Origin of the sequence: Micromonospora sp. CA-269861, assembly GCF_050948505.1 — a bacterium.
Classification (GTDB): domain Bacteria; phylum Actinomycetota; class Actinomycetes; order Mycobacteriales; family Micromonosporaceae; genus Micromonospora.
Genome location: NZ_CP192014.1, coordinates 248,268 through 271,959, shown reverse-complemented (window position 1 = coordinate 271,959; position 23,692 = coordinate 248,268). Strand labels below are relative to the sequence as shown.

At 71.3% G+C, this 23,692-nt stretch carries 23 protein-coding genes and 2 pseudogenes; 17 read left to right on the top strand and 8 right to left on the bottom strand.

Annotation, left to right across the window (positions count from 1 at the left end):
* Positions 1–12: 12 nt before the first annotated feature.
* Positions 13–957 carry a GNAT family N-acetyltransferase gene (locus ACQP0U_RS01310; RefSeq protein WP_433315043.1) on the bottom strand — a complete coding sequence of 315 codons (945 nt, stop codon included), beginning with the start codon at positions 955–957 and terminating at the stop codon, positions 13–15.
* Positions 954–1,565 carry a dihydrofolate reductase family protein gene (locus ACQP0U_RS01305; protein WP_433315041.1) on the bottom strand — a complete coding sequence of 204 codons (612 nt, stop codon included), beginning with the start codon at positions 1,563–1,565 and terminating at the stop codon, positions 954–956. The genes ACQP0U_RS01310 and ACQP0U_RS01305 overlap by 4 nt, the downstream gene beginning before the upstream one ends.
* Positions 1,566–1,701: 136 nt before the next feature.
* Between ACQP0U_RS01305 and ACQP0U_RS01300 the strand changes: the two are divergent.
* A pseudogene (locus ACQP0U_RS01300) lies at positions 1,702–1,824 on the top strand (LysR family transcriptional regulator); the annotation flags it as partial.
* A gap of 88 nt (positions 1,825–1,912) precedes the next feature.
* The gene (locus tag ACQP0U_RS01295) at positions 1,913–2,578 is read left to right on the top strand and encodes a LysR family substrate-binding domain-containing protein (RefSeq protein ID WP_433315039.1); all 666 of its coding nucleotides are present in this window, start codon (positions 1,913–1,915) and stop codon (positions 2,576–2,578) included.
* Here ACQP0U_RS01295 and ACQP0U_RS01290 read toward each other — a convergent pair.
* From ACQP0U_RS01290 to ACQP0U_RS01280, 3 genes are all read right to left on the bottom strand, one after another.
* Complete coding sequence (locus ACQP0U_RS01290) at positions 2,568–3,464, bottom strand: GNAT family N-acetyltransferase (protein WP_433315037.1); 897 nt, start codon at positions 3,462–3,464, stop codon at positions 2,568–2,570. The genes ACQP0U_RS01295 and ACQP0U_RS01290 overlap by 11 nt on opposite strands.
* A gap of 27 nt (positions 3,465–3,491) precedes the next feature.
* Positions 3,492–4,652 carry a low temperature requirement protein A gene (locus tag ACQP0U_RS01285; protein ID WP_433315035.1) on the bottom strand — a complete coding sequence of 387 codons (1,161 nt, stop codon included), beginning with the start codon at positions 4,650–4,652 and terminating at the stop codon, positions 3,492–3,494.
* A gap of 75 nt (positions 4,653–4,727) precedes the next feature.
* A complete protein-coding gene (locus ACQP0U_RS01280) occupies positions 4,728–5,516 on the bottom strand; it encodes an SAM-dependent methyltransferase (protein WP_433315033.1) in 789 nt (262 codons plus the stop codon).
* Positions 5,517–5,661: 145 nt separating this feature from the next.
* On the opposite strand from ACQP0U_RS01280, the gene ACQP0U_RS01275 reads away from it, so the two are divergent.
* Together ACQP0U_RS01275 and ACQP0U_RS01270 are read left to right on the top strand one after the other, a co-directional pair.
* A complete protein-coding gene (locus tag ACQP0U_RS01275) occupies positions 5,662–6,126 on the top strand; it encodes a hypothetical protein (protein ID WP_433315031.1) in 465 nt (154 codons plus the stop codon).
* A 129-nt stretch (positions 6,127–6,255) separates the two neighbouring features.
* On the top strand, positions 6,256–6,885 hold the full coding sequence (locus ACQP0U_RS01270) for a phosphatase PAP2 family protein (protein WP_433315029.1): 630 nt from the start codon (positions 6,256–6,258) through the stop codon (positions 6,883–6,885).
* A 36-nt stretch (positions 6,886–6,921) separates the two neighbouring features.
* Here ACQP0U_RS01270 and ACQP0U_RS01265 read toward each other — a convergent pair whose 3' ends face one another.
* Complete coding sequence (locus tag ACQP0U_RS01265) at positions 6,922–7,809, bottom strand: prepilin peptidase (protein WP_433315027.1); 888 nt, start codon at positions 7,807–7,809, stop codon at positions 6,922–6,924.
* A gap of 589 nt (positions 7,810–8,398) precedes the next feature.
* Here ACQP0U_RS01265 and ACQP0U_RS01260 point away from each other — a divergent pair.
* The 12 genes and pseudogenes from ACQP0U_RS01260 to ACQP0U_RS01205 all read left to right on the top strand — a co-directional run.
* Positions 8,399–8,965 (top strand): hypothetical protein, encoded by a 567-nt coding sequence (locus ACQP0U_RS01260; RefSeq protein WP_433315025.1) that lies wholly within the window; start codon positions 8,399–8,401, stop codon positions 8,963–8,965.
* Positions 8,959–9,885, top strand: a complete 927-nt coding sequence (locus tag ACQP0U_RS01255) for a hypothetical protein (RefSeq protein ID WP_433315023.1) — start codon at positions 8,959–8,961, stop codon at positions 9,883–9,885. Before ACQP0U_RS01260 ends, ACQP0U_RS01255 begins: the two co-directional genes overlap by 7 nt.
* Positions 9,882–10,544, top strand: coding sequence for an SAF domain-containing protein (locus ACQP0U_RS01250; protein ID WP_433315021.1), 663 nt, complete (start codon positions 9,882–9,884; stop codon positions 10,542–10,544). Before ACQP0U_RS01255 ends, ACQP0U_RS01250 begins: the two co-directional genes overlap by 4 nt.
* A 2-nt stretch (positions 10,545–10,546) precedes the next feature.
* Positions 10,547–11,347 (top strand): ParA family protein, encoded by an 801-nt coding sequence (locus tag ACQP0U_RS01245; protein WP_433315019.1) that lies wholly within the window; start codon positions 10,547–10,549, stop codon positions 11,345–11,347.
* On the top strand, positions 11,337–12,878 hold the full coding sequence (locus tag ACQP0U_RS01240; RefSeq protein ID WP_433315017.1) for a CpaF family protein: 1,542 nt from the start codon (positions 11,337–11,339) through the stop codon (positions 12,876–12,878). Before ACQP0U_RS01245 ends, ACQP0U_RS01240 begins: the two co-directional genes overlap by 11 nt.
* 4 nt (positions 12,879–12,882) lie before the next feature.
* Entirely contained in the window at positions 12,883–13,785 is a 903-nt protein-coding gene (locus ACQP0U_RS01235; protein ID WP_433315015.1) for a type II secretion system F family protein, read from the top strand.
* Positions 13,786–13,902: 117 nt separating this feature from the next.
* Positions 13,903–14,772 carry a type II secretion system F family protein gene (locus ACQP0U_RS01230; protein WP_433320531.1) on the top strand — a complete coding sequence of 290 codons (870 nt, stop codon included), beginning with the start codon at positions 13,903–13,905 and terminating at the stop codon, positions 14,770–14,772.
* 24 nt (positions 14,773–14,796) lie between these two features.
* Positions 14,797–15,000 carry a hypothetical protein gene (locus ACQP0U_RS01225; RefSeq protein ID WP_357768671.1) on the top strand — a complete coding sequence of 68 codons (204 nt, stop codon included), beginning with the start codon at positions 14,797–14,799 and terminating at the stop codon, positions 14,998–15,000.
* Between the two features lie 5 nt (positions 15,001–15,005).
* Positions 15,006–15,449 (top strand): TadE family protein, encoded by a 444-nt coding sequence (locus tag ACQP0U_RS01220; RefSeq protein ID WP_433315013.1) that lies wholly within the window; start codon positions 15,006–15,008, stop codon positions 15,447–15,449.
* The gene (locus tag ACQP0U_RS01215) at positions 15,446–15,913 is read left to right on the top strand and encodes a TadE/TadG family type IV pilus assembly protein (protein ID WP_433315011.1); all 468 of its coding nucleotides are present in this window, start codon (positions 15,446–15,448) and stop codon (positions 15,911–15,913) included. The genes ACQP0U_RS01220 and ACQP0U_RS01215 overlap by 4 nt, the downstream gene beginning before the upstream one ends.
* Positions 15,910–16,359 (top strand): pilus assembly protein TadG-related protein, encoded by a 450-nt coding sequence (locus ACQP0U_RS01210; RefSeq protein WP_433315009.1) that lies wholly within the window; start codon positions 15,910–15,912, stop codon positions 16,357–16,359. Before ACQP0U_RS01215 ends, ACQP0U_RS01210 begins: the two co-directional genes overlap by 4 nt.
* Before the next feature lie 14 nt (positions 16,360–16,373).
* Positions 16,374–17,489, top strand: a pseudogene (locus tag ACQP0U_RS01205) (LysM peptidoglycan-binding domain-containing protein); the annotation flags it as partial.
* A 565-nt stretch (positions 17,490–18,054) separates the two neighbouring features.
* Here ACQP0U_RS01205 and ACQP0U_RS01200 read toward each other — a convergent pair.
* Complete coding sequence (locus ACQP0U_RS01200; RefSeq protein WP_433315007.1) at positions 18,055–18,909, bottom strand: DUF2231 domain-containing protein; 855 nt, start codon at positions 18,907–18,909, stop codon at positions 18,055–18,057.
* Between the two features lie 186 nt (positions 18,910–19,095).
* Here ACQP0U_RS01200 and ACQP0U_RS01195 point away from each other — a divergent pair, with 186 nt between their 5' ends.
* Positions 19,096–19,896, top strand: a complete 801-nt coding sequence (locus ACQP0U_RS01195; RefSeq protein WP_433315005.1) for a crotonase/enoyl-CoA hydratase family protein — start codon at positions 19,096–19,098, stop codon at positions 19,894–19,896.
* Between the two features lies 1 nt (position 19,897).
* On the opposite strand, the gene ACQP0U_RS01190 is transcribed toward ACQP0U_RS01195, so the two are convergent.
* Entirely contained in the window at positions 19,898–23,599 is a 3,702-nt protein-coding gene (locus ACQP0U_RS01190; protein ID WP_433315003.1) for a discoidin domain-containing protein, read from the bottom strand.
* Between the last annotated feature and the right edge of the window lie 93 nt (positions 23,600–23,692).

The following is a 23,692-nucleotide window of genomic DNA, read 5'->3' as shown; positions in this document are numbered from 1 at the left end:
CAGCCGTCGGCGCTACCAGGCCATGTTGATGGCACGCTCGAAGTTGACGTAGCCGGCACGGGCGAAGGCGTTCGCCATCGGGGCATTGCCCAGGTCGGTCGCGGCGCGGATGCGCGGCACGTTCTCCTCGGCCAGGATGCGGGTGCCTTCGGCGAGGAGGCCGTCGACGTACCCGTGGCCCCGATGCTCCGGGACGACGCCAAGGTAGGCGATCACCGGGTGGTAGGCGTTGCGTGCCGGGACGACGAACCCGACGGGGTCGCCGTCCCGGCCCAGCGTGCCGACGCGCCACCACCGACGAGGGCTGGAGTACGTGGCGAACTCCTGCTCGTAGTGCTTGACCGCGGCCTCGTGCGGTGACATCTGTGCCAGGTCGCTCCGGCTGTGCGCGTCCAGGGTCCCGTCCAGGGTGCGGGTCATCAACGCGATCAGCTCGTCGGTGTCGCTGACCGGGCGGAAGGCCAGACGTCGGTCGGGCGTCGGTACGCCCACTGTGGGGCTCCACTCCAGGCGGAGCCGTTCGACAGTCAGGTGTGCGCCGGTGTTCTCCAGGACGCCCATCCTCAGTCGCACCGCCCGGTACGCGTCCTGATTTTCACGCCAGTCAGCCGGAATGAAGCGCCCGTACTCGGGAGGGGTGGCCCCGGTTGGCAGGACCCGCTCGGCGGCCGTCTCGTACAGCGCCTGCGCCACCTCGGTGAGATCGTCGGCGGTGTCGTCGACGTCGAGGATGTCCAGCAGCAACGGAGTGCTGTCGCCGCTGCGGCCCCACCAGGCGACCCTGGCCAGCAGACGGTCGCCGTGCAGGGCCACCCACATCCACTCCGGCCGGCGGCGCTGCCCGACGAGGTCGTCGGCGAGTTCGTGGTTGATGGTGTACGGGAGGCGGTTGAACAGGTCGACCTCGTCCGGCCCGGTAATGGGACGGATCGTGACGCCGCCGGGGGATGTGATCATGCGGACTCGTCTCCGGCCGCGGTGCGGGCGTAGGTAAGGAAGAGCGCGCCGCTGTCCAGGGCGGTGTGGTCGGTCAGGCGCCAGGCGCGTGGGGCGAAGACCGCGTCGCGGCCGAACAGCGGGATGCCCGCGCCGATGGTCAACGGGGCGAGCTTGACGATCAGCTGATCGATCTCGGGGTACAGGGCGCCGGCCAGTGCGCCGCCGCCGATCACCCAGATGTCCCTGCCGTCGTGCCGCTTGAGCTCCCGTACCGTGGCAATCGGGTCCTGGGTCATGACCTCGACGGCCGGTGCCGGGCTGCTGCCGAGCGTGCGGGAGAACACCAGGTGGCGCAGGTGCGGGTACGCGTCGGTCACACCGGCCTTCAGCCCCACCTCGTAGGAGTGGCGCCCTTCCAGCACGGTGTCGAACCGGCTGCCCTGGTCGACGATGCCGAACGCCTGCCGGGCAGGGCCGGGCAGGGTCTCCGGGTACTCCGCGACGAGGTGGCGCAGGTAGTCGTCCGGGACGGGCCAGAATCCGCCGGGGCCGGTGGGGTCGGCGCCGTCCGGGCCGGCGATGAAGCCGTCCAGGGTGGTGGCGATGTAATACACGAGCTTGCGCACGAACATCTCCTTGCGTGGGGTCGGATGCTGGTGCTCGCTCCGACGTCCGTCAGCCTTCCGCAGCAGGGCCCGGGGCGACAAGATCACGCCTGATAACGTGCGATAACCCAGCGCTAATACCTGAGTCGGGACCTCCATGGAACTTCGGGATATCGAAATCTTTCTCATCCTCGCGGAGGAACTGCATTTCACCCGCACCGCCGAACGGCTGCACGTGACCCAGGCCCGGGTCAGCCAGGCGATCAAGAAGCAGGAACGCAGGATCGGGGCCGCCCTGTTCGAGCGCAACAATCGCCAGGTGGCGCTGACCCCGATCGGTAAGCCGGCTCTTCGACGACATCCAGCCCATGTATCAGGGCCTGTGCGACGGGATGGAGCGGGCTCGGCTCGCCGCGCGCGGCAAGACCGGCGTGCTGAGGATCGGGTCGATCGCCGTCAACCTGCACGACTTCCGCCACCTGTTCGACGCGTTCGCAGAAGATCATCCCGAGTGCGAGGTGCAGCTTCGACACGTCGACTTCGGGGACCCCTTCGGGCGGCTACGGGCCGGAGACATCGACATCCAGATCGTCTGGCTCCCGGTCAGGGAACCGGACCTCAGCGTCGGCCCGGTCATCTACACCGAATCCATCGTGCTGGCCGTCGGAGCAGGTCACCGGTTCGCCAGTCGTGAGTCGGTCTCCTACGAGGATCTGGCGGACGAGACGGTGATGGGTGGGGCCCGGCCGGACTACTGGCGGGAGATCCTGGTGCCCCTGCGCACCCCCAGTGGCCGTCTGATCCGCATCGGCCCGTCCGTCTCCAACTTCCAGGAGATGATCCCGATCCTCGCCACGGGTGAGGCGGTCTCGCCCGTCCACGCCCAGGCCGCCCGCTATTACGCCCGGCCGGACATCGCCTATGTGCCCATCAGCGATGCCCCGCCGGCCCGGTGGGGGCTGATCTGGCGCACCGGCAACGAGACCGAACTCATCCGCTCGTTCGTCAGCGCGGCGCAGCGCCTCACTGGCTGAGCTGCTTCTCGAACCAGTGGTGGGCGTAGTGCTCGGTGTTGTACGCCTCGATCTCCCGGTAACCCGTCGCCCGGTACAGGGCGATCGCCTCGGTGAGGTTGCGGTTGGTGTCCAGTCGGACCGCTGTCGCACCCCGCTCGGCGGCGTACCGTTCCAACTCGCCCAGCAGCCGCCGCCCGACGCCGAGCCCGCGTACGGTGTCGGCCACCCACACGCGCTTGATCTCGGCGGGCGCGTCGGGGTGGAGTTTGACCGCGCCGCAGCCGATCGGCTCGCTGTTGAGGGTGGCGAGCAGGAGCACTCCGTTGGGCGGGACGAGCGCTTCGTCGGGGAGCGGTTTGCTCAGTGCGGGGTCGAACCCGCCGTCGAACCGTCGTGCGATGTCGCGGACGTAGGCCCGCAGGCACGCGCGGGCTCGCGGGTCGCTCGGCGGGCACGGTTCGACGACGACCATCGAGCCGATGAGCAGCCGTTCGACCTCGGCCATGGCGGTGACGAGTCGTTCCCGGCGGTGTTCGGTGAGCGGTTCGAGGATCGAGGCGGCGAGATCGTCCGACCGCTTGTCGAGTTCGGCCCACTGGGCACGACCGGCGTCGGTGAGCGTGGCGACGCGTACGCGGCCGTCGCCGCCGGCCCGGTCGACCGGTCCCACAGTGATGAGGCCGTCGTTCTCGAGGGTGCGCAGGAGTCGGCTGAGGTGTCCGGAGTCCAGGCCGAGCCGGGCCCGCAGCGCGGCGACCTCGGCACCGGCGGGGCTGATCTCCCAGAGCAGCCGAGCCTGCCCCAGCGGACGCCCCTGGGCCATGTACTCGTCGTCCAGCGCACCCACCCGCTGGGTGACAGTCCGATTGAACCGCCGCACAGCGGCGATGAGAGTTGGGTCCATATACCTGACTTTAGTCAGGCTTCCAGGTCACGCGCCAGCCTGGTGCCGGTAGGACCGGATGCCGGCGTGGTCCAGCACGACCACCACGAGCACCACCCCCGTGGCGACCGCGCTGACCGCCAACAGCGGCAACCGCAGGACGGCCGCCGAAGCGGCCAGCACGAGCAGGGCGGCGACCCGGGGCCAGGAGAGTCGCCGGTGGATCGCTGCCGAGAAGAGGATCCGCCCGACGAGGAACAGCATCGGGCCGCTCAGGATGACCAGAACCGCTGTCGTGTCACCGGTCCGCATGGGGTGGGCGATGCTCAGCTCGGCGCCGACGGCGGTGACCACCAGCCCGGCGATCATCACCAGGTGCAGGTATCCGGTGATGACCCCGAGCCGGGCCGGGTCGGCGTGCTCGATGGCCGGGCCGAGACGTTGACCGGCGGGCGTCACGTAGAGGAGACCGATCAGGATTGCGGTGGCGAAGACCAGCAGGAACGCGACGGTCTGTGAGAGGTCGAGACGGGTGTCGGCGTACGAGAGGCCGGCGACCAGGACGAGTTCGCCAAGCGCGATGATCATGATTTGCTGGTACCGCTCGGCGAAGTGCTCGCCGGCCAGGTGCAGCTCCTGTCGCCCGGTCCGACCCATGAGTGGAGTGGGCCAGCCGAGTCGTGGGCCGGTGAAGTCGATGGCGAGGGCGAGCAGCCAGAGCGGCACCCGCCACTCCGGCAGAAACCCACCGGCCAGCCACGGTACGGCCGAGACGCTGAACCAGCAGAGGATCCGCAGCGCCCGGCTCTGCCGCGGGTGGCCGCGCAGCGAGACGGCGGTGACCACACCCCGGGCGACGTGCACCGAGACGTACGCGCCGGCGAAGAGCAGGCCCCGCCCGTCCAACGCCTGCGGGATCGCCACCCCGGCCAGCAGGCTGCCCAGCGCCGAGCCGACCAGCAGCCACCGCACCGCCGGGCTCTCCGGGTCGTACCAGTCGGCGAACCAGGTCGTGGTGACCCAGATCCACCAGACCCCGGCCAACAACAGGGCGGTCCGCAGCGCGCCGGGCAGGGTGAGGTCGTGCAGCAGGTGGGCGGCCAGCTGGCTCAGGGCGAGCACGAACGCCAGATCGAAGAACAGCTCCAGGAACGAGGCGCTCAGCGGCGAGTCGTTCCCCCGCAGCAGCCGTTCGGGTCTGCTCGCCATCGACGCTCCTCCCGGTGGCGCACGCCCTGCGTCCGTCGTACCACCAGAAGCAGCCCACCGGGGGCGAAAGCGGGGTCAGCCGCGGACGCCGACCCCCGCGTACCCGTGTGCGTCCACGGTCTCCGGCGCACCGTCCGGTCGCCACCTGGTGGTGGCGACCAGGCCGGGTTCCACCAGGTCGTACCCGGCGAAGAAGCGTGCCGTCTCGGCGCGCGTCCGGGGCACCAGTGGGGCGCTGCTGTTGCGGTAGACGGCCTGGCCGCGCTCGGCCAGCTCCGGCGGAATGCCGTCCAACGTCAGGTGGGACAGCACCAGGTGACTGCCGGGCGCGGTGGCGTCGCGCAGCCGGGCGACCGCCGCCCACGGGTCGTCGTGGTCCGGCACGAAGTGCAGCACCGCGAGGAGCAGCACCGCCACCGGCTGGTCAAGGTCGAGGGTGGCCCGCACGTCCGGGTGGGCCAGCAGCTCGTCCGGACGTCGCAGGTCACCCTGCACGACCGCGGTGCCGGGTACGTCTGTCAGCAACTGCCGGGCGTGCCCGACGGCCACCTCGTCGTAGTCGACGTAGACCACCCGCGCGTCGGGCGCCACGGCCCGCACCACCTCGTGCACGGCGTCCTGGGTGGGCAGCCCCGCGCCGATGTCCAGGAACTGGCGGACGCCCTGCTCGGCGGCGTACCGGACGGCCCGGCGCAGGAAGTGCCTGTTGGTCTGGGCGGCGACCCCGGTCTCCGGAAAGATCTCCAGCACCCGGTCGGCGGCGGCCCGGTCGGCGGGGAAGTTGTGACTACCCCCGAGGAAGTAGTCGTACATCCGGGCGACGTTGGGTCTGGTGGTGACGTCAGGTGCCGGCTGGTCGGTCATGCGGGATCCCTTCGGCGGCGGGAGCGGAACTCGATGTCTAGCACCAGTGACGACGACCCGCTGACCCCTCGTGTCGTTGATCCGGCTGCGCCCATGGTCACCGCTGACCACGGTGGGGGCACCGACTCAACGAGGAGGGACGCCGATGACCGCTCAGCGCGAGACCGTGCAGGTCGACCACGACCTGTTCCGCGCCGTGTACGACTCGCCCGCATCACTGCCCGGCCGACACCGCTGGACCACCCCCGAGTCGGACGTCCGGCGGCTGGAGAAACTGCTCGGCATGCCGGCGCGCAGCATCGGCGCCCCGCTGTGGGTCAGCGGCGACGAACCCGACTGCCCGAAGTGCCGCCGGCGGGTCACCTGGTACGACATCGTGTCGTCGGCGCTCTCCGGCCTGCACGACAAAGCCATGATCGCCACGGTCATCCTGGGCGAGCGCAAGTACGTCAACACCGAGATCCCGGATGCCATCGCCGGCGTGCGCTGCTCGGACTGTCACACCGCGATCGACGGTCTGCGCAGCTTCAAGTGCCACAACTGGGCGTACGCCTTCGAGGCGCTGGAGGCCGTCCGCGAGCGGATGGCCGGCGGTCCCACGTCGATCTGAGCCGGTCGAGGCGAAAACCCTGGACGAAGGTCGTGAAGACCGCCCGACCTTCGACAGCAGCGGGCCCTCTGCCGCGTTCGTAGGGTGTCCGCAAGGTGAACAGGGTATGAACGTGAAGTGAGGTGATGCATGGTCGACAACGGCAGCATGGACGTTCCGGAGATCAGCGCCGAGTGGTACAGAGACGTCGTCGACGCCGCCGCCGGCAGCCCAGAGCCGGTGCAGTGGTTCGTCGGACACGCCACCGAGGGGGTGATCCTGCTGCTCGGCGCGCTGCTGCTGATGGCCGCGCTGAGTCGCCGGTCCGGCGGCCCGCACGACCGGGCGCTCGCCCTGATCGCGCCGGTGCCAGCCCTCCTGGCGTACGTGGGCAGCGAATTCTTCAAGACCGTGGTGGACGAGGAACGCCCCTGCCGGACCATCGGTCGGGAGATCATCGCGAGCGCCTGCCCACCCACGGGTGACTGGTCGTTCCCCAGCAACCACGCCACTGTGGCCGGGGCGCTGGCGGTCACCACGTTGCTGCTGTCCCGCCGGCTCGGCCTGGTCGCGCTACCCCTGGCCGCGCTCGGCGCCTTCTCCCGGGTCTTCGTGGGCGTGCACTACCCGCACGACGTGATCGCGGGCGTGCTGTTCGGTGCCCTGGTCGCCGTGGTGGCCACCCCGTTGCTGGCCCGCCCGACCAGCGAGATACTCCGCCGCCGGGCCAACCGCGCCGACAGCCCGGTCCCCAAACTGGCCAGCCGCTCCCGCCCCTGACCAGCGCGACGGAGTCGGCCGGGGGCCGGGCGGCGGTCAGGTTGCCAGCAGGAGGGCAGCCGTGGTGCCGAGGAGCAGGAACGGGCCGAACGGTAGGTGGGTGCTCCAGTTGGCCCGGCGCGTGGCCAGCAGGCCCAGACTCACCAGGGCGGAGAGCCCGAAGGTGAGCAGTAGCCCGAACAGCAGCACCGGCCAGCCGTACCAGCCGAGCAGCGCCCCGACACTGAGCGCCAGCTTGGCGTCGCCCAGCCCGAAGCCGCGGCGGCCGAGCAGCACCGCGGTGCTGGCGAAGAAGAATGCCAGCGCCGTGCCGCCGATGACGGCACGCAGCCAGTGCCCCGGGTCGGCGTCGAGCGCGGCCACGCCGAGCAGCAGCCAGGTCCCGGCCGCCGCGGGCAGGGTGAGCCGGTCCGGCAACCGGTGCACGGCCAGGTCGACGAAGATCGCCGGGATCGTCCAGCCGAGCCACCAGATCAACGCCGGCAGCGCTCCGCCCGACGGACCGGCGAACGCCAGCAGCACCGCCGCCGCGAGCACGGCCAGCTCGACGGTGCCCTGCGGTGGGCCGACCCGGGCGCGGCAGCGACCGCACCGGGCCGCCGGCCCCAGCGCCGGCCAGGGGCGGGTCGGGCCGACCGGCGCGCCGCAGGCGTCGCAGCCGGTCCGGCTGGGCAGACCCGGGGGTACGGCGTAGCGCAGCGCGGCCAACCGCATCAGCGGGCTGATCGCGAGGAACGCGAACACTGTCGACACCCGGGTACGCGCCACCGCCGAGACGAGGCCCGGCCGTCGTTCGCGCCCCGGCGAGTGCGCGGCCCGGCGGGTGGGCTCCTCCGTCGTATCCCCGGACGGCGGGGGTACCGGTCTCCGATCGGGTGGGTTTTCTCGACCCGGTACGGCCGCCGGGGGGCCGGTCAGCGCCATGTCGCCTCCATTGCGGCCAGACGGCCGTCCGCCACGGTGAACACGGATAGTGATGGAACGCTCGCTGGCGTGTAGCGGATGGCGCAGAAAGCGACCTGTCCACCCGGCCCCACGATGGCGCCGTCGACCACTCCCGAGCCGGGCACCCCGCCGGGCGGGGCAGCCCGTCGATCGGCCGACGACAGCGCTCGAATGCCGGGATGACGCCACGATGTCCCACTACCGGGACCGACAGCGACACCTTCGCGGGCACCACCGACCCGGCGCCGGCTCAGCATTGACGATCTTTCGCTCGACCATTGCCCGGGGCGCAGTGCGGACACCCACCACCACCACCTGCCATCACGCTGAGTGTTCACATTAATTGCCTCTGTTGCATCGGCGAGCGTCAGCCTATGCTCGCCCCTTGGGTGTGATGCAAGCCTCACCTTGACAATCAGACGACATGGGATTTGCATTTGTGGAAGATCCGTAACGGTGAATGCAGAAGCGCAATGAACGGCTCCGGATGTGCTGATCCGGGCGCGCTTCCGTATGCCCGACGGCGGTGAACCGTCACCGCCCCGGGCGACCACGAGGAGGCTCGACGGTGCGCGGACGGCAGCTCAGACGAGCGGCAATCTGCCTGCTGGCGGTCGTGGCGGCGGCGCCGGTCACCGCCTGCGCCAGCGGACGGGAAGCGGTCGAACGGCCGACGGCAGCCCGGGACGAAGAACAACGGACCGATCCCGACGTCGAACGGCGAGCTGCCGAAAAGGCGGCACTCGACGCGTACTCCGGTTATCTCGCGGCCTCGCGCACGGCGGGCGCACGCAGTGATCCACGCGCGCCGGAACTGTCGCGGTTCCTCGGCGATCCGCTTCTTACTCGGGTCCGGGTGTCCATTCGCGAGGCTAAGGAGCACGGCGCTATGCGTACCGGGACGCTGAAGTCCGACCCGACCGTCACCGCCGTCAGCCTGGATTCGAAGCCGGCCACCGTGGACATCCAGGACTGCCTGGACACGACCGCCTACCGGCTGGTCTACGCCAAGGACAAGCGCCCGGTGCCGGGCAGCGGCGGCGGCAGGCACCTCTCCACCGCCACCGCGACCCGATATCCGGACGGCCGCTGGCTGATCAACTACGGCGCGACGCACCGGGACCAGCCGTGCTGACCCGGGGCGGGAAGGGTGCCCGACGGGCTCTCGCCGGGGTCGGCCTCGCGCTCCTGCTGGTGGCCGGGGCGACCGTGCCGGCCGCCGCCGCCCTACGGGCTGATCCGGGGGCCGGTTGCCCGCCCGACCAGCCCGACTGCAGCGTCTGGGACGACGAACCCGGCAACCCGGGCAATCCCGGCGGCGGTGGGGACGACGGTGGGGGCGGAGACGACGGGGGCGGTGGCGGTGTCTGCCAGTGGAACGGCCGGACCATCCCCTGCTACGACGAGGACCTGGGCTGGTTCAACAGCGGCGACGGCTGCTACTACAAGCTGACCGAGGGACCGGTAGAGCCCCCCGAGGGCGAGCAGTGGTATCTGCAGACCTGCAACGGCGGCGACCTGGGCGCCCAGGACGTGGTGCTGCTGGACGCTCCGCCGCCCGGCTTCGGCGCGCCGCCCGACCCGGAGGAGCTGGCCCGTCGCGCCCTGGCGTCGATCAGTCTGCTGCCGGCACCGCTGAAGGTGGCACCCCGCAAGAGCGTCGGCCCCGGTCTGGTCGGCCTGCCCGTCTGGATGTGGGCGGCGCCGAGCACCAGCTACTTCGGCCCGTTGACCGCGTCCGCGTCGGACCGGGGCGTGACCGTCTCCATCGAGGCGAAGGTCGACCGGATCGTCTGGGACATGGGCAACGACGAGCACGTCACCTGCGACGGTCCCGGCACCCCGTACGACCCGAAGGGCGATCGCGCGGGCCGCACGTCCCCGGACTGCGGCTACGACGAGGGCTACTCGAAGGCCGGCACCTACGAGGTCACCGCCACCACCCACTGGACGGTGACCTGGCGCGGCGGTGGCGAGAGCGGAGAAATCCTGGTGACGCGTAACAGCGGCATCGTCCAGATCCAGATCAACGAACTCCAGGTGGTCACCAGATGAGCCTCGCGACGCGCAACGGGACCCCGTCGGTGGACGCGCCCATCAACCCGCCCACAGTGGTCCGTCAGCGCCGGGTACGCCCCGGGCTGCTCGGTCTCGCCGTCCTCCTGATCGCCCTGGGCGGGCTGGGCGCGGCGTTCGCGGTCACCTCGGTACGCGCCACCGGCAGCTACCTGGCGGTGGCCCGCCCGGTCGAGGTGGGCCGCGAGATCAGCGCAGCCGACCTGATCACCGTGCAGGTGGCCGGCGGCCAGGGGCTGCGCCCGGTGCCCGCCGGACGGCTCGACGAGGTGGTCGGCAAGCGGGCTGCGGTCGCGCTGCTTCCGGGCACGCTGCTCACCCTGGGACAGGTCACCGACGATCCGCTGCTCGGCCCCGGCCAGCAGCAGATCGCACTCGGCCTGAAGACCGCCCAGGTGCCGGCCCGCGAACTGCACCCCGGCGACAAGGTCCTGCTGGTCAGCACCCCGGACAGCAATGCCGACGGAGACCCGCCCGCCGCCGCCGGCACGCGGTTCGCGGCCACTGTCATCGACATGGTCAGCCCGGCCAACGACGACAAGGTCCTGTACCTGGCGCTGCTCACCCGTGACGTCCCCGCGGTGGTGGCGCTCGCCGCACAGGAACGGCTCGCGGTCGTGCTGACCGAGGTGGCCTGAGCATGGCGATCATCGCGCTGGTGTCCGCGAAGGGTTCGCCAGGCGTCACGACCTCGGCGCTGGCCTGCGCGCTGGCCTGGCACCGGCGGCTGGTGGTGGCCGAATGTGACCCGGCCGGCGGCTCGATCCTCGCCGGATATCTCGGCGGTCAGCTCGACGGCCCGCGCGGTATCGGCGAGCTGGCCGTCGGGGAGTTGCGCGACGGCAACCTGGACACCGCGTTCTGGTCGCAGCTTGTCGACCTGGACGCACCCCGCCGGGAACGGTTGCTGCTGCCCGGCCTCGTCGACCCGGCCCAGGGCGGCAGCGTCACGCCGCTCTGGCAGCGCTTCGCCGACTACTTCGACGCCCTCGACCGCGGCAACCCCGGCTACGACGTCCTTGTCGACTGTGGCCGGCTGCACGTGCCCGGGCCGCCGTGGCCGGTGCTGCGGGCCGCCTCGGTGGTGCTGCTGGTGACCCGGGCGCACCTGCCGGACCTCTCCGGCACCCGCGCGGTGGTCACCACCATCGAACGGGACTTCGCCGAGCACCGGGTTCCCCCGGGCACACTGCGGCTGCTGCTGGTCGGCAACGGGCACGGGCGGGCCGAGATCAGCCGCGCCCTGAAACTGCCTGTCATCGCACGGCTGCCGCACGATCCGCGTACCGCCGGGGTGCTCGCCCTGGGCGGGACCGTGCGGGCCGGACGGCCGCTGATGCGCGCGGCGGCCGCCCTGGAGGTCCCGATCGGGGCGCTCCTGGAGCGGCGACGGGCCCGGTTGGCGTGGCCCGTGCAGCAGGGGGTGCCGGATGCGGTTTGAGCCGGTCTCCACCGATCCGCGCCAACAGCCACCGGGCGTGACCTCCACCGCGCCACCCCTGGCCGTGCCGAACGGCCGGCACCACCAGTCCGCGCAGCAGCCGCAGCCGATGCCCGCGGCCACCCCACCACCGGAGTCGCCGCCCCGGCCCCGGATGGACTTCCAGGTGGTCCGGGAGCTGCGCCGGGAACTCACCGAGAGGCTCACCCTCTGGCAGCGCGGCCGGGAGTTCACAGTCGACGAGGAGGACACCGAACGGGCCCGACTCGCCGTCACAGTGGTCGCCGCGTACGCGGACTCGGTGCGCCGGGCCGGCACGCCGATGGCCGCCGGCGACGAACGCCTGCTGCTCGACCAGGTCACCGCCGAGCTGGTCGGGCTCGGCCGGCTACAGACGCTGCTTGTCGACGACACCATCGAGGAGGTGCACATCCTCGGCTGCGACCAGGTACGCATCACCCGGCACGGCGGCGGGGTCGACTGGGCCGAGCCGATCGCCGACAGCGACGCCGAACTGGTGGAGATCCTCCAGGCGGCGGCCCGCCGGGCGGGCGCGACCGAGCGGTCCCTCTCCACCGTGAAGCCCACCCTCGACCTGCAACTGCCCGACGGCAGCCGGCTGGCCGCGGTGTTCCTGGTCAGCCACCGCCCGTACGCGGTCATCCGCAAGCACAACACCCTGGACGTGAGCCTCGACGACCTCGCGGGCGCCCGGGGCGACCTGGACGAGATGATCGACCCACTGCTGCGCGACTTCCTCCGCGCGGCGATGCGCGCCGGTCTGAACATCATGGTCGCCGGGTTGGCCGGCGCCGGAAAGACAACTGTCATCCGGGCGCTGATGAACGAGATTCCGCCCGACGAGCCGTACGTGCTGCTGGAGGAGAGTCGGGAGCTGCTCCCGGCCCGCCGCCGGGAGCGGCACCGGGCGGTGATGAGCTTCGAGGCCCGGGAGGGTCACGGCGAGCGCGGCTTCGACGGTCGACCGGCCGGTGAGGTGACCATCGCCGACCTGATCCCGCTGTCGCTGCGGATGGGTGTGCTGCGGATCATCGTGGGCGAGGTGCGGTCCCGGGAGATCGTGCCGATGCTCCAGGCGATGACCACCAGCCGGGGGTCGATGTGCACCATCCACGCCCGTACCGCCGCCGGTGTGGGTGAACGGATCGTCGAGCTGGCCCTGGCGCACGGCCGCGAGATGACCGTCGACCAGGCCCGCCGCATGGCCGGCAACGCGCTCGACCTGATCGTCTACGTCACCATCGAGGACGAGACCGCGATCGGCGGGCGGAAACACCGGTTCGTCTCGCATGTGGAGGAGGTGATCGGGGCCGGCGAAGCCGGTCGGATCACCACCACCACTGTCTTCGGGCCGGGCCCGGACGGTCGTGCGGTCCCCCGGCACCTGCCGGAGCGGGTCCGCGACCAGTTGCTGCGGGTGGGTTACGACGCGCGGCTGCTGACCCGGTGGGTCGAGGCCGGTGCCGGTGCCTGGCGGCGGCCCCGGCAGACCCGACTGGCCCGGCGGTGATCTGATGCTCGGCAGTCTGGAGTTGATCGCGGTGGTCTCCGGGGCCGCCTGTGTGGCCGGGCTGCTGCTGGCCGTGGTCGCGCTGGTCGGCACCCGCCGACCTCCCGGGCCGCGCCCGGGCAGCGGGCCGGGGCTGGGCCGACTGTGGCGCGGGCCGGGCAGCACCCCGGCCGAGCAGCGGGGCTACCAGGCGCTGCTTGTCGCCGCGCTTGCCGCCGGGGCATTGGCGTTCCTGTTGACCGGGCTGCCGGTGGTGGGCCTCCTGGTGGCGGTGGCGGTGCCCGGCACCCCGTGGTTGTTCGGTGTGGGCAAGGCCGAACAGCGGGCGATCGCCCGGATCGAGGCGGTCGGCGAGTGGACCCGCCGACTCAAGGACGTCTCCGGCACCGGGCAGGGGCTCCAACAGTCGATCATCGGCACGATCGGCAGCGTGCCACCCGGCATCGAGGACGAGGTACGGCTGCTCGCCGCCCGTCTGCAGGCCGGCTGGATGGCCCGCTCCGCGCTGCTGGCGTTCGCCGACGAGATCGCCGACCCGGTCTGCGACCAGGTGGTCGCGGCGCTGATCCTGCACCTGTCGGACCGGGGCGAGCGGTTGGGTGACGTGCTCGGTTCGATCGCCGGCGCGGCGTCCGCGGAGGTCGCCACCCGTCGGGAGATCGAGGCCAAGCGCACCCAGCCCCGGTTCGCGGTCCGCTTCCTCACCGGGATGACGCTGGCAACCCTGGCGTACGGGCTGATCAACACCGAGTACATCAGGCCGTACGGCACGCCTGTGGGTCAGCTGGTGATGGCCGCTCTCGGTGCCGCCTTCATCGGCCTGCTGGCCTGGGTGCGGTCGATGAGCCAGCCGCAACGGCCGGCGCGGTTCCTGCCGGCGCCCAACCCGGCCGAGGTGATCGCGTGAGCGCGAGGAGTGCAGCGCAGCGGAGCCCCGCAGTCGCGAACGAAAGGCGGCTCCCGTGAGCGCGAGGAGTGCAGCGCAGCGGAGCCCCGCAGTCGCGAACGAAAGGCGGCTCCCGTGATCGTGAACTGGCAGTTGGCCATCGCGGTCTGCGGTGGCGCCGGGGTCGGCCTGGGTGTGTTCCTGGTGGTCCGGGAGTTGGTGCCGGCGACGCCGGCGCTCGGGCCGGCGCTGCGTCGACTGCACCAGCCGCAGGGCACCGGCCGGGTGGCCACGCCCGCATCCCGGCGACTCGACTGGCTGACCGGGATGTCCCGCTGGATGCGGCCGCCGCAGATGCAGCTCGCCCTGATCGGCCAGACCTCCGAGCAGTACGCGCTGTCGGTGCTGCTCTCCGCGCTGTTCGGGCTGGCAATGCCGACTCTGCTCGGGGTGACGCTGTGGGCGCTCGGCGTTCCGTTTCCGCTTGTCGTGCCGGTGCTCGGCAGCCTCGGCCTGGCACTGCTGGGCGGCCTGCTGGCGCACCGCGCCGTGCTGACCAAGGCCAACACCGCCCGCGACGAGTTCCGCCAGGCGGTCTGCACCTACCTCGACCTGGTGGCGTTGCAGCTCTCGGCGGCGCACGGGCCGGTGCAGTCGCTGGAGCGGGCGGCGGCGGTCTGCGACGGTTGGGTGTTCGACAGGCTCCAGGAGTCGCTGCGGATCGCCCAGATGCAGATGCACGCGCCCTGGGACGAGCTGCGCGACCTCGCCGACAAGATCGGGATCCCGGAGTTGGGCGACGTCGGCGCGATCATGCGCTCTTCCGGCAGCGAGGGCGCGCAGGTGCACGAGACGCTGCGCAGCCGGGCGGACTCGCTGCGCGACCAGATCCGCACCGACAACCTCACCCGCGCCGAGGGGATCACCAGCAAGCTCGACATTCCGGGCGCACTGCTCGTCTTCGTCCTGCTCGGGTTCGTCCTCTATCCGTTCATCGCCCGTGTCTGACCCCATCCCCTGAAGGAGCACGCCATGTCCATCCTCAGCTACCTGCACGTCGTGGTGACGACGCGCCTGGCCGAACTACGCCGTGACGGTGAGCGCGGCGACAGCCCGGTGCCCACTACGGTGATCATCGCCGGCCTGGTCGCCGTCGCGATGGCCGTCACCGCTCTGGCCCTGACCAAGGCCAGGGGCTGGATGAACGGCATCCCGAATTACACGGTCCCGAAGTAGCCGGGATGCGCCGAGCCGCGTACCCGAGGTGGCGCCGAGCGGTCAATGCCGCCCGGCGCCGCCTCGTGGCCGGCGACCGCGAGCGGGGTGCCAACCCGGTGGAACTGGCCGTGATGATGCCGCTGATCCTGGTCCTGCTCTTCGCCTCGATCCAGGTCGCGGCCGTCTTCCTCGCCCGCTCCACCGCGTTGAACGCTGCGCAGAGTGGCGTGAACGCGCAGCGGACGTACCAGGCGGGGAACGGCGCCGGGGTGGACAGCGCCTCCCGCTTCCTCAAGGCCGCCGGCGGTTGGCTGGTGGGCTGGGACACAGCTGGCCCGACCTGCGTGACCACCACGACCGAGGTGACCTGCACGGTGAGCGGCCGATCCCTGTCGGTGGTGCCGGGCGTGGACTTCGCGGTACGGCAGACCGCCCACGGAACTGTGGAGAGGGTGACCCAGCCATGACCCGTACCGCCGAGCGGGGTTCGGTCTCCATCGAGGTGGCGGTGCTGGCGCCCGCGTTCATCGCGTTGATGGTGCTGGCCGGTGTGGTCGGGCGCAGCGCGGTGGCGGCGGAGGCGCTCGACGCGGCCGCGCACGACGCCGCACGGGCGGCCTCGATCTCCCGGGATTCCACCACCGCCAGAGAGAAGGCGCTGAAGGCCGCCCAGGCCCAGCTGGACTGGCACGGCCTGGCCTGCACCAACAACCTGAAACCGGAATTCACCGGCAGGTCGCCCGGCAACGCGGCCAGCTTCGACGACGCCTTCAAGAGTTCGGTCGGTAGCAACGCCACGGTGACGGTGACGATCCGCTGCACCGTGTCCTTCAAGGACATCACACTCGACGTCCTGCCCGGCATGGAGATCGAGAAGGAGATCTCCGCGCAGTTCACCTCCCCGCTCGACCGTTACCGGAGTCGGCAATGACGGCCACGACGTCGGCTGCCAGGCCCTCGCGGGCAGGTGAGCACGGTCGGGTGAGCATCTTCCTCGCGGTGACGATGGTCGGCGTACTGGCCATCATCGGCCTCTCCTTCGACGGCGCCGGGCAGCTCCGCACCCTGCAACGCGCCCAGAACCTGGCCTCCGAGGCCGCCCGGGCCGGCGGTCAGGCCATCGACCGGGCCACCGCCATCGAGGGCGGGCCGAAGCGGATCGACGAGCCGGAGGCACGCAAGGCGGTCGCCGACTACCTCGCCGAGGTGAAGACCTCCGGCCACACAGTGAACTTTCCCGAGGTCGACGGGGAAGTCCTGATCCGGGTGACCGTCTCCATCACCTACCACCGCTCGATGCTCGGACCGTTCGTTCAGGACAAGACGGTCACCGTCACCGGCGAGGCGACCGCGCGTGCCATCACCGCAGCACCGTAGGAAGGAAGGCAGCCATGCCCGTATCGGGTGGGTCCGTCGTACGGCGGACCGGACGGATCCTCACCGGCATCGGCGCGCTGGCCGTGCTCCTGGTGCTGCTGGTCGGCGCACCGATCGCGCTGCTGGCCTTCGCCGGTAACCCTCTGCCCGATCACCTCCCCACGATCAGCGAGGTGGGCACCGCGCTGACCAGCCGGGACGACGGTCAGCTCTTCCTTCGGGCATTGGCCTTGGCCGGTTGGTTCGGCTGGGCCACGTTCGCCTTCTCCGTCCTCGTCGAGTTGGGCGCACAGACCCTGCGCCGGCCGGCGCCGAAGCTGCCCGGGATGGGCCGCCAGCAGAAGGCCGCCGCCGCGCTTGTCGGCTCGGTCGCGCTGATCCTGGTCGCCAGCCCGGCCGCCGCCAGCGCCGCGGCGGTCTACGGCACCCCGGCGTACGCGAGTCCGAGCGCACCGGCCGTCACCACCCTGGCCGCGCCGACCCGCGCCGCGACGACACCTGACACGGCCGCGCCGGTGGCCCGGGGCGGGCTGCTCGGCATGGCCGGGACCGGGCTCGCCGCACCCGCCGGCTCGGCAACGAACGACGAGGCCGCACCGGTGTACCGGGTGGCGCGGGGCGACTACCTCGGAGGGGTGGCCGAGCGGTACCTGGACGAGTTCGGCGACTATCGACAACTCGCCAAGCTGAACAAGCTCGACGACCCGGACCGCATCCGCCCCGGCCAACTGCTCCGACTGCCCACGGAGGCCGCCGACCAGGGGGCCCGGCAGCACGCCACCGGCCGGCTCGTCGACCGGCCCGCGGCGTCGAAGCCGCCCGCGCCCCGGCCGGCGCCCGAGCGGGCCGCACCGCCGCGGGTGGCCCCGGCACCACCCAGCGGTACGGAGTCAGCCGGCCAACCACCAGCGATGACTGTCGGCGCAGCCCGGGCCGGTGCCGCCGACCGGGTGAACCGACCGCTGGCGGTGTCCGCCGTTCTGGCGGTGGCGAGCATCGTCGGCGCCCAGATCGGCGCGGTGCTGGGGCTGCGTCGACGCCCGGCCACCGCCGGGGCGGCTCCCCGACTGGCCGCGTCCTCGCGCACGCCCCGAAGCGGCGCGGGCCGGAGCAGTGGTGGCGCGGGCCGAAGCAGCGGCGGGTCCGGCCGGAGCAGTGCTGGCGCAGGCCGGCGGGCCGGCGGTGGGGCGGCCGGGAGCGGTGCCGCGTGGGCTGCCAGCCGGGCGGCGGCGGCCATCGAAGCCCCCGCGACGCCGAACGGCGGCACGGCACCGAGCGGGCACGACTTCGCACCTCGCGGCGACGGAATGACACCCGGCAGTCAGGCGGCATCCTCGGGCAACGGGGTGGCACCTGCCCCCGGTGGGGCAGCACCTACCGGAAGTGGGGTGGCACCCGCCGGCAGCGGAATGGCCTTCCCCGGCAGCACGGCGTTCCCGGGCAGCGGGATGGCTCTCTCCGGCGGCACGGCACCCTCCGGCGGCGCAATGGCGGCCGCCGGCGCAGGGGGCTGGAGCGGCGACGACGGCTGGCGCGGTGATGGTGGCGAGGGCGGGCTGTTCGACGGCGGGCACGGCCTGGACTCCGTACCTGACGGTCCGCCGGTTGGTCGACACCGACGGACCTGAGCGACCCGTACGACCTGGTGTCTCCGCATTCCCCCAGGTCACGGTGATCGTCGCCGCGACGGGCGGGTCAGGGCAGGCGGGTCTGGAGCACGCCGTTCTCGATCCGGGTGGGCAGGATCTGCTGGTCGCTCCCGGACGGTCCCTGCATGACCTCGCCGCCGTTGAGCCGGAACGCGCTGCCGTGCCACGGGCAGACCACACAGGCGTGGCCGTCGATCTCCTGCACTTCGCCCTCGCCGAGCGGCCCGCTCTGGTGCGGGCAGCGCTCCAACATCACTGTCACCTCGTCACCGTGCCGGTAGAGGATCACCGAGATGTCGTCGTCCACCTCGCGGGTGATCAGGGTGCGTTGCGGCAACGTCGCCATGTCGGCCAGCGAGTGCCAGCCATCGGTCATCCGGTGCAGCTCGGAGACGCTCTGGTTGACCTGGGCCCCCTGCTTGTACGCCAGGTGACCCCCGATGTAAGCCCCGAGGCTCACGGTGGAGAGACCGAGGAAGCCGAGGGCTCGGCCCACTCCGTAACGGCCGGACAGCCGCGCGGCCAGCGAGCCGGCGTAGATCGCCATGCCGACGGTGTTGGCGGCAGCGTGCACCAGGCCGACGCGGCGCTGGTCCCGGGCGAGCGCCGCCCAGTCGTTCAGACCGGCGACCGCCGCTGGCAGCGCGCTGACGGTGCCCAGGCCGACAAGCATGGCGGCGGGCCGGCGCTGCCCGGGCATGAGGTCCAGCACCGCGGCGCTGACCCACGCACCGACCGGCACCTGCACCATCGCCGGGTGCAGCGGATGCCCGAGGGTCACCCCGTGCAGCAGGTCGCGCAGCCGGCGCGGACGCAGCGTGCCGAGGACCACCTTCTGCAACCGGTCACCCGCGCGGTCCAGTCGGGAGTCCTGCTCAACTTTCGTCAGAAGTGCTCGCACGAGTACCGACTTCCCGGCGATCGCCGTCGCAAACCGGCCGGCCGCGACAAACCTGCCACACCGCCCAGCCCTGTCGATCTTGCACTTTCTGCTCCGGCAATCCGGGGCACAAGCCACGAAACGGCGACCGGAAGTGCAAGATCGACGGGGATTGTGGGGGTGGGGCGGGGCGGGCATGCTGGCGGGATGGGTGTGCGGGTGGAGCGGCTCGGGGCGGTCACCACAGTTGTGCTGGATCGGGCTTGGGCTCGGAACGCTGTTGACGGGCCTACGGCGCGGGCCTTGGCGGACGCGTTTCGGGCCTTCGAGGCTGATCCGGACGCGTCGGTGGCCGTGCTCTGGGGCGCCGGTGGCACGTTCTGCGCCGGCGCCGACCTCAAGGCGATCGGCACGCCGAGCGGCAACCGGGTCGAGCCGGAGGGGGACGGCCCGATGGGTCCCACCCGGATGACGCTCAGCAAACCGGTGATCGCCGCGATCTCCGGGTACGCGGTGGCGGGCGGGCTCGAACTGGCGCTCTGGTGTGACCTGCGCGTCGCCGAGTCCGACGCGACGCTCGGGGTGTTCTGCCGCCGCTGGGGAGTGCCGTTGATCGACGGCGGCACGGTCCGACTGCCCCGGTTGATCGGCGAGAGTCGGGCGATGGACCTGATCCTCACCGGCCGCCCGGTGCCGGCCGACGAGGCGTACACGATGGGGTTGGTCAACCGGTTGGTGCCGCCCGGCCAGGCGCGGGCCGCGGCCGAGGAGTTGGCGGCGACGATCGCCGGGCATCCGCAGACCTGCCTGCGCAACGACCGGGCGGCGCTGCTGGTCGGCGCGGGCCGACCCGAGTCGGAGGCGCTGGCGATCGAGTTGGCGTACGGGATGGACTCGCTGGCCACTGACGCGGCGGCCGGCGCGGCACGGTTCGCCGCGGGCGAGGGCCGGCACGGCGCGACGCCGCCGGGAGGGGTGCACCCCCCGGCGGCGTCGGCTACCGGCTAGCTCAGTTGCGGTTGATGGTGAAGGTTGTCGTGGTGTTGCGGATGTCCTGGTAGTTGTTGGTCAACCGCAGGTTGTTGAAGGTGACCGAGCCGACCGCCGGGCCCTGACCGGGTTCCGGCATCTCGTTGGCCCAGATCGCGAAGCCGGACTTCGCGTCGTACGCGTCACCGCTCTTCCGGACGCCACTGATCGAGATGTTGGTGAAGACCGTGTCGGTGATCGGGTTCTCCGGCTGCGACCCGGTGTACTTGGTCTGGAACATGATCCCGGTGTACGTCGGGTCGACGATGTCCACGTCGGACACCCGGATGCCGCGGAACTCCTTGGATGCGGAGAAGACCCAGATCGCGGGGAATGTCTGGGAGCCCCAGAAATGCCCACCCGCTCGAATCAGCGAGATGTTCTGGAACTGGGTCGGCGGGCTGGCCCCGAACCCGATGAACGGATAACCGAAGTCCAGCGAGCTGATGGTGATCCCGGAGTACGTCAACATGTCTGCGATGTACAGGTTGCGGAAGATGTTGTTGTAGCCGCCGTAGACCGCCAGACCGGCCGCCCGCCAGGTAAGCGTGGCCGAGAGGTTCTCGAACACGTTGCCGTTGTTGCCGACGGACGCACCCTGGTCGGTGGCCGAGAAGAGGGCGAACGCGTCATCGCCGTTCGACCGCCCCTCGGTGTTGGTGATCAGGTTGTTGGTGCTGCCGTTGGTCAGGTTCACACCATCGGCGAAGGTGTTGCGGAAGCGGCTGTTGCGGATGGTCAGGCCGCTGACGCTCACCCCCCAGTACGCGCAGACGGTGTGCTCGACCCAGACGCTGTCCAGGGTCATGTTGTCGACGTCCTTCAGCTCACCCCACACCTTGCCCGGACCGTCGATCCGGTTGGTGTAGTTGCCGAAGAAGGCCAGATGCGAGAAGGACGACCCGCTGGCCGAGGACTCCACCCGGAAGCCCGCGTCGGTGTTCTGCTGACCGGTCGGCGTCTGGAAGCGGGTGTACCACATGCCCGCGCCGACCACGGTTATCGGCTTGCCGTACACCTGGAACTTCTGCGCGGTCTCGTAGGTGCCGGCCGGCAGGTAGACACCGAGCAGGTTGCCGGTGGTGTCCATCCGGACCGCGTCCAGCGCGTTCTGGACGTCCTGGTGACTGAAACCGGAAGGCACCCGGTAACGGGCCGAGTCCGGGTTCGCTCGCGGTGCGACAAGCTCCAGGTTGACGAAGTCGATCGCGTACGTGGTGGTGTTGGCCGGGTCCTTCTGCAAACGGATCTTGCTGCCGGCCGGGATCGTCGAGTTGAGCATCACGTTCGCCTCGTCGTACAGGTGGCGAGGCGGGCCGGCGCTCGGCGAGTCACTCGGGCTGGCCTCCGAGCCGTACAACCAGATGTGCTTGGAGGTCAGGTTGATCGGCTTGTGCAGGGTGCCGTTGACGTAGATGTTCAGCGTGGAGTCGATGCCCCCGCCGCCCGCCGAGTCGGGGATGGAGAAGCGGGTGACCAGGGTGTTGGTCGCCGCCCGGGTGGTCCACTCGACGTACGAGCCGGTGCTGTTCAGGGTGACCGCCCGACGTCCGGACGCCTCACCGCCCAGGTTGCCGATGTCCCGGTTCGGCCCGACCTGCCCGGCGCCGCCGCCGGTGGTGCCGTCCTCGGCCTCGTACATGTCGTAGCCGAGGTTGGCGCCACGCCCCACGAAGAGCGGACGGTCACTCGTGTTGTTGGTCTGCTTGACCGGCAGCTCGTTGCCGTCGACAGCGAGCACCACCCGGACGGTGTACTTGCCGTTCGCGGCGGTCCAGGTGCCCAGGCTGATCGGGCCGACAGTCGCGCCGGCGTTGATCACGCCGGAGTACGAGCCGGTCAGGGTACGGACCACGGTGCCGGACTCGTTGAGCACGGTCAGGGTGATGCCGTGCGCGCCGGACGCGGACGCCTGGTTGCCGGCGTTGCGGATCGACACGGAGAAGTTGACGGTGCTGCCCGGCGGCGGGTTGCCCGGCGACCAGTCGACGGCGGAGGCGACCAGGTCGGAGCTGGCGACCGCGCCGACCACCAGCGGGCTGGGGTTGGTGTAGCTGTTGTTGGTGTCGTCCTGCTCGACGACCGTGTTCGACTCGTCAACCTTGGCGCTGAGCGGGTAGCTGCCCGAGTCGCGGGTGCCGATGCTGGCGCTGACAGTGGTCGAGGCGCCGGCCGCGAGGCCGCCGACCGAGGCCGTGCCGACCCGGGTGGAGCCCAGGTAGAAGTTGACGTTCGTCGCGCCGGAGGCCGCCGAGCCCGCGTTACGCACCGTCGCGGAGAGCGTGATGGTGCTGGTCTCCACGGGTGCGGACGGGCTGAACGACATGCCGGTAACGGTCAGGTCCGGGTTCGGCGCCGGAGTGCCGAAGACCTGGAACTCGGCCACCTGACCGGCCGGAGCGCCGGTGTTCGAGGCGATCGAGAGCCGGACGTCGGCCGCCGCGCCGGAGACCGGGATGGTCACCGTGTTGCCGCTGCCCGGGTTGAAGGCGTAGTTCGCCGCGCCGACCAGTGTGGTGAAGCTCGACGAGCCCTGGTCCCGGCCGAGCACTGCGATGTTCTGGGTACGCGCGCCCCACGCGGAGTCCGGGTTGAGCTTCACGACGACCTGGCTGAGAGTGGCGTTCGCGCCGAGCTGGACGGTCAGCGTGCTCGGGTTGCCGTTGCCCTCCCAGTAGGTGGCCACGTTGTTGTCGTTGGCGTTGGTGGCCACGAACGTGTGCACGAACCCGGAGGCGGTGATCGGCTTACCGATCGCCAGGTTGCTCCCGGTCGGCGGGTTGCCGGTGCCGGTCCGGGTCACTGTGTTGCTGTTCGCCGACTGGTTGCCGGCCGCGTCCTTGGCCCGGACGTAGTACGACACCGTGGCGCTGTCCGCCTGGCTGTCGGTGTACGTCAGCGTCGAGCCGTTGACGCTGCCGCGCAGCGCGCCGTTGGCGTAGATGTCGTACCCGGCCACCCCGACGTTGTCGCTGGACGCCGACCAGGTGAGCCGGATCTGCCCGCTGGCCGGCTGGGTGTACGCCAGGTTGCCCGGGACGCTTGGCGCCTGGGTGTCGGTGCTGCCGGTGGCGCCGTACACCTCGACCTCGGAGAACTGCGCGGCCGGCCAGCCGGTGTTGCCGGTGACCTGCACGCGTACGTAACGGGTGCTGGCGGCGGTGAAGCTGACGGTCGCGGTGTTGCCGCTGCTCGGGTTGAAGGTGTAGCCGGCGGACGCCTTCAGGGTGGTGAAGGACGAGCCGTTCGTCGAGCCCAGCACCGACAGCGTCTGCGTACGGGTCTGCCAGTCCGACGAGGGCGGCAGCTTCAGCACCACCCGGTCCACGTTGACAGTGGCGCCCAGGTCCGCCTGGATCCACTGCGGGAACGCGTTGTTGACGCTCTCCCAGTAGGTCGACGCGTTGCCGTCGTTGGCGTTGCCCGCCACGTAGTTCTGGTTGTAGCTGCTGGCGGTCATCGTGGCGGAGAGCCCGGCGAGCATGGCCACCCGGGCGGCTGCCGCGGACGGGTCGGCAGCCGGTGCCGCGCTCGCCATGGGGGTGACGACCGGGGCGGTGGCGAGAAGCATGCCGGCGAGCGCGCCGGCGAGCATCCGACGGCGGCCCGTGCGGGCGGTGCGGGGGACGGTGGTGGGCGCGCCGGTTGGCGGCGTGCCTGGTCTGGTGCCGGTCCTGGACATGGGGTCGCTACACCTCTTTCGGGGGTGGGTGTGGGTGCGTTGCCCGGCGACGGGTGCAGGGGTACGCCCGTCGTTCCGCGACAGGTGGGGGAC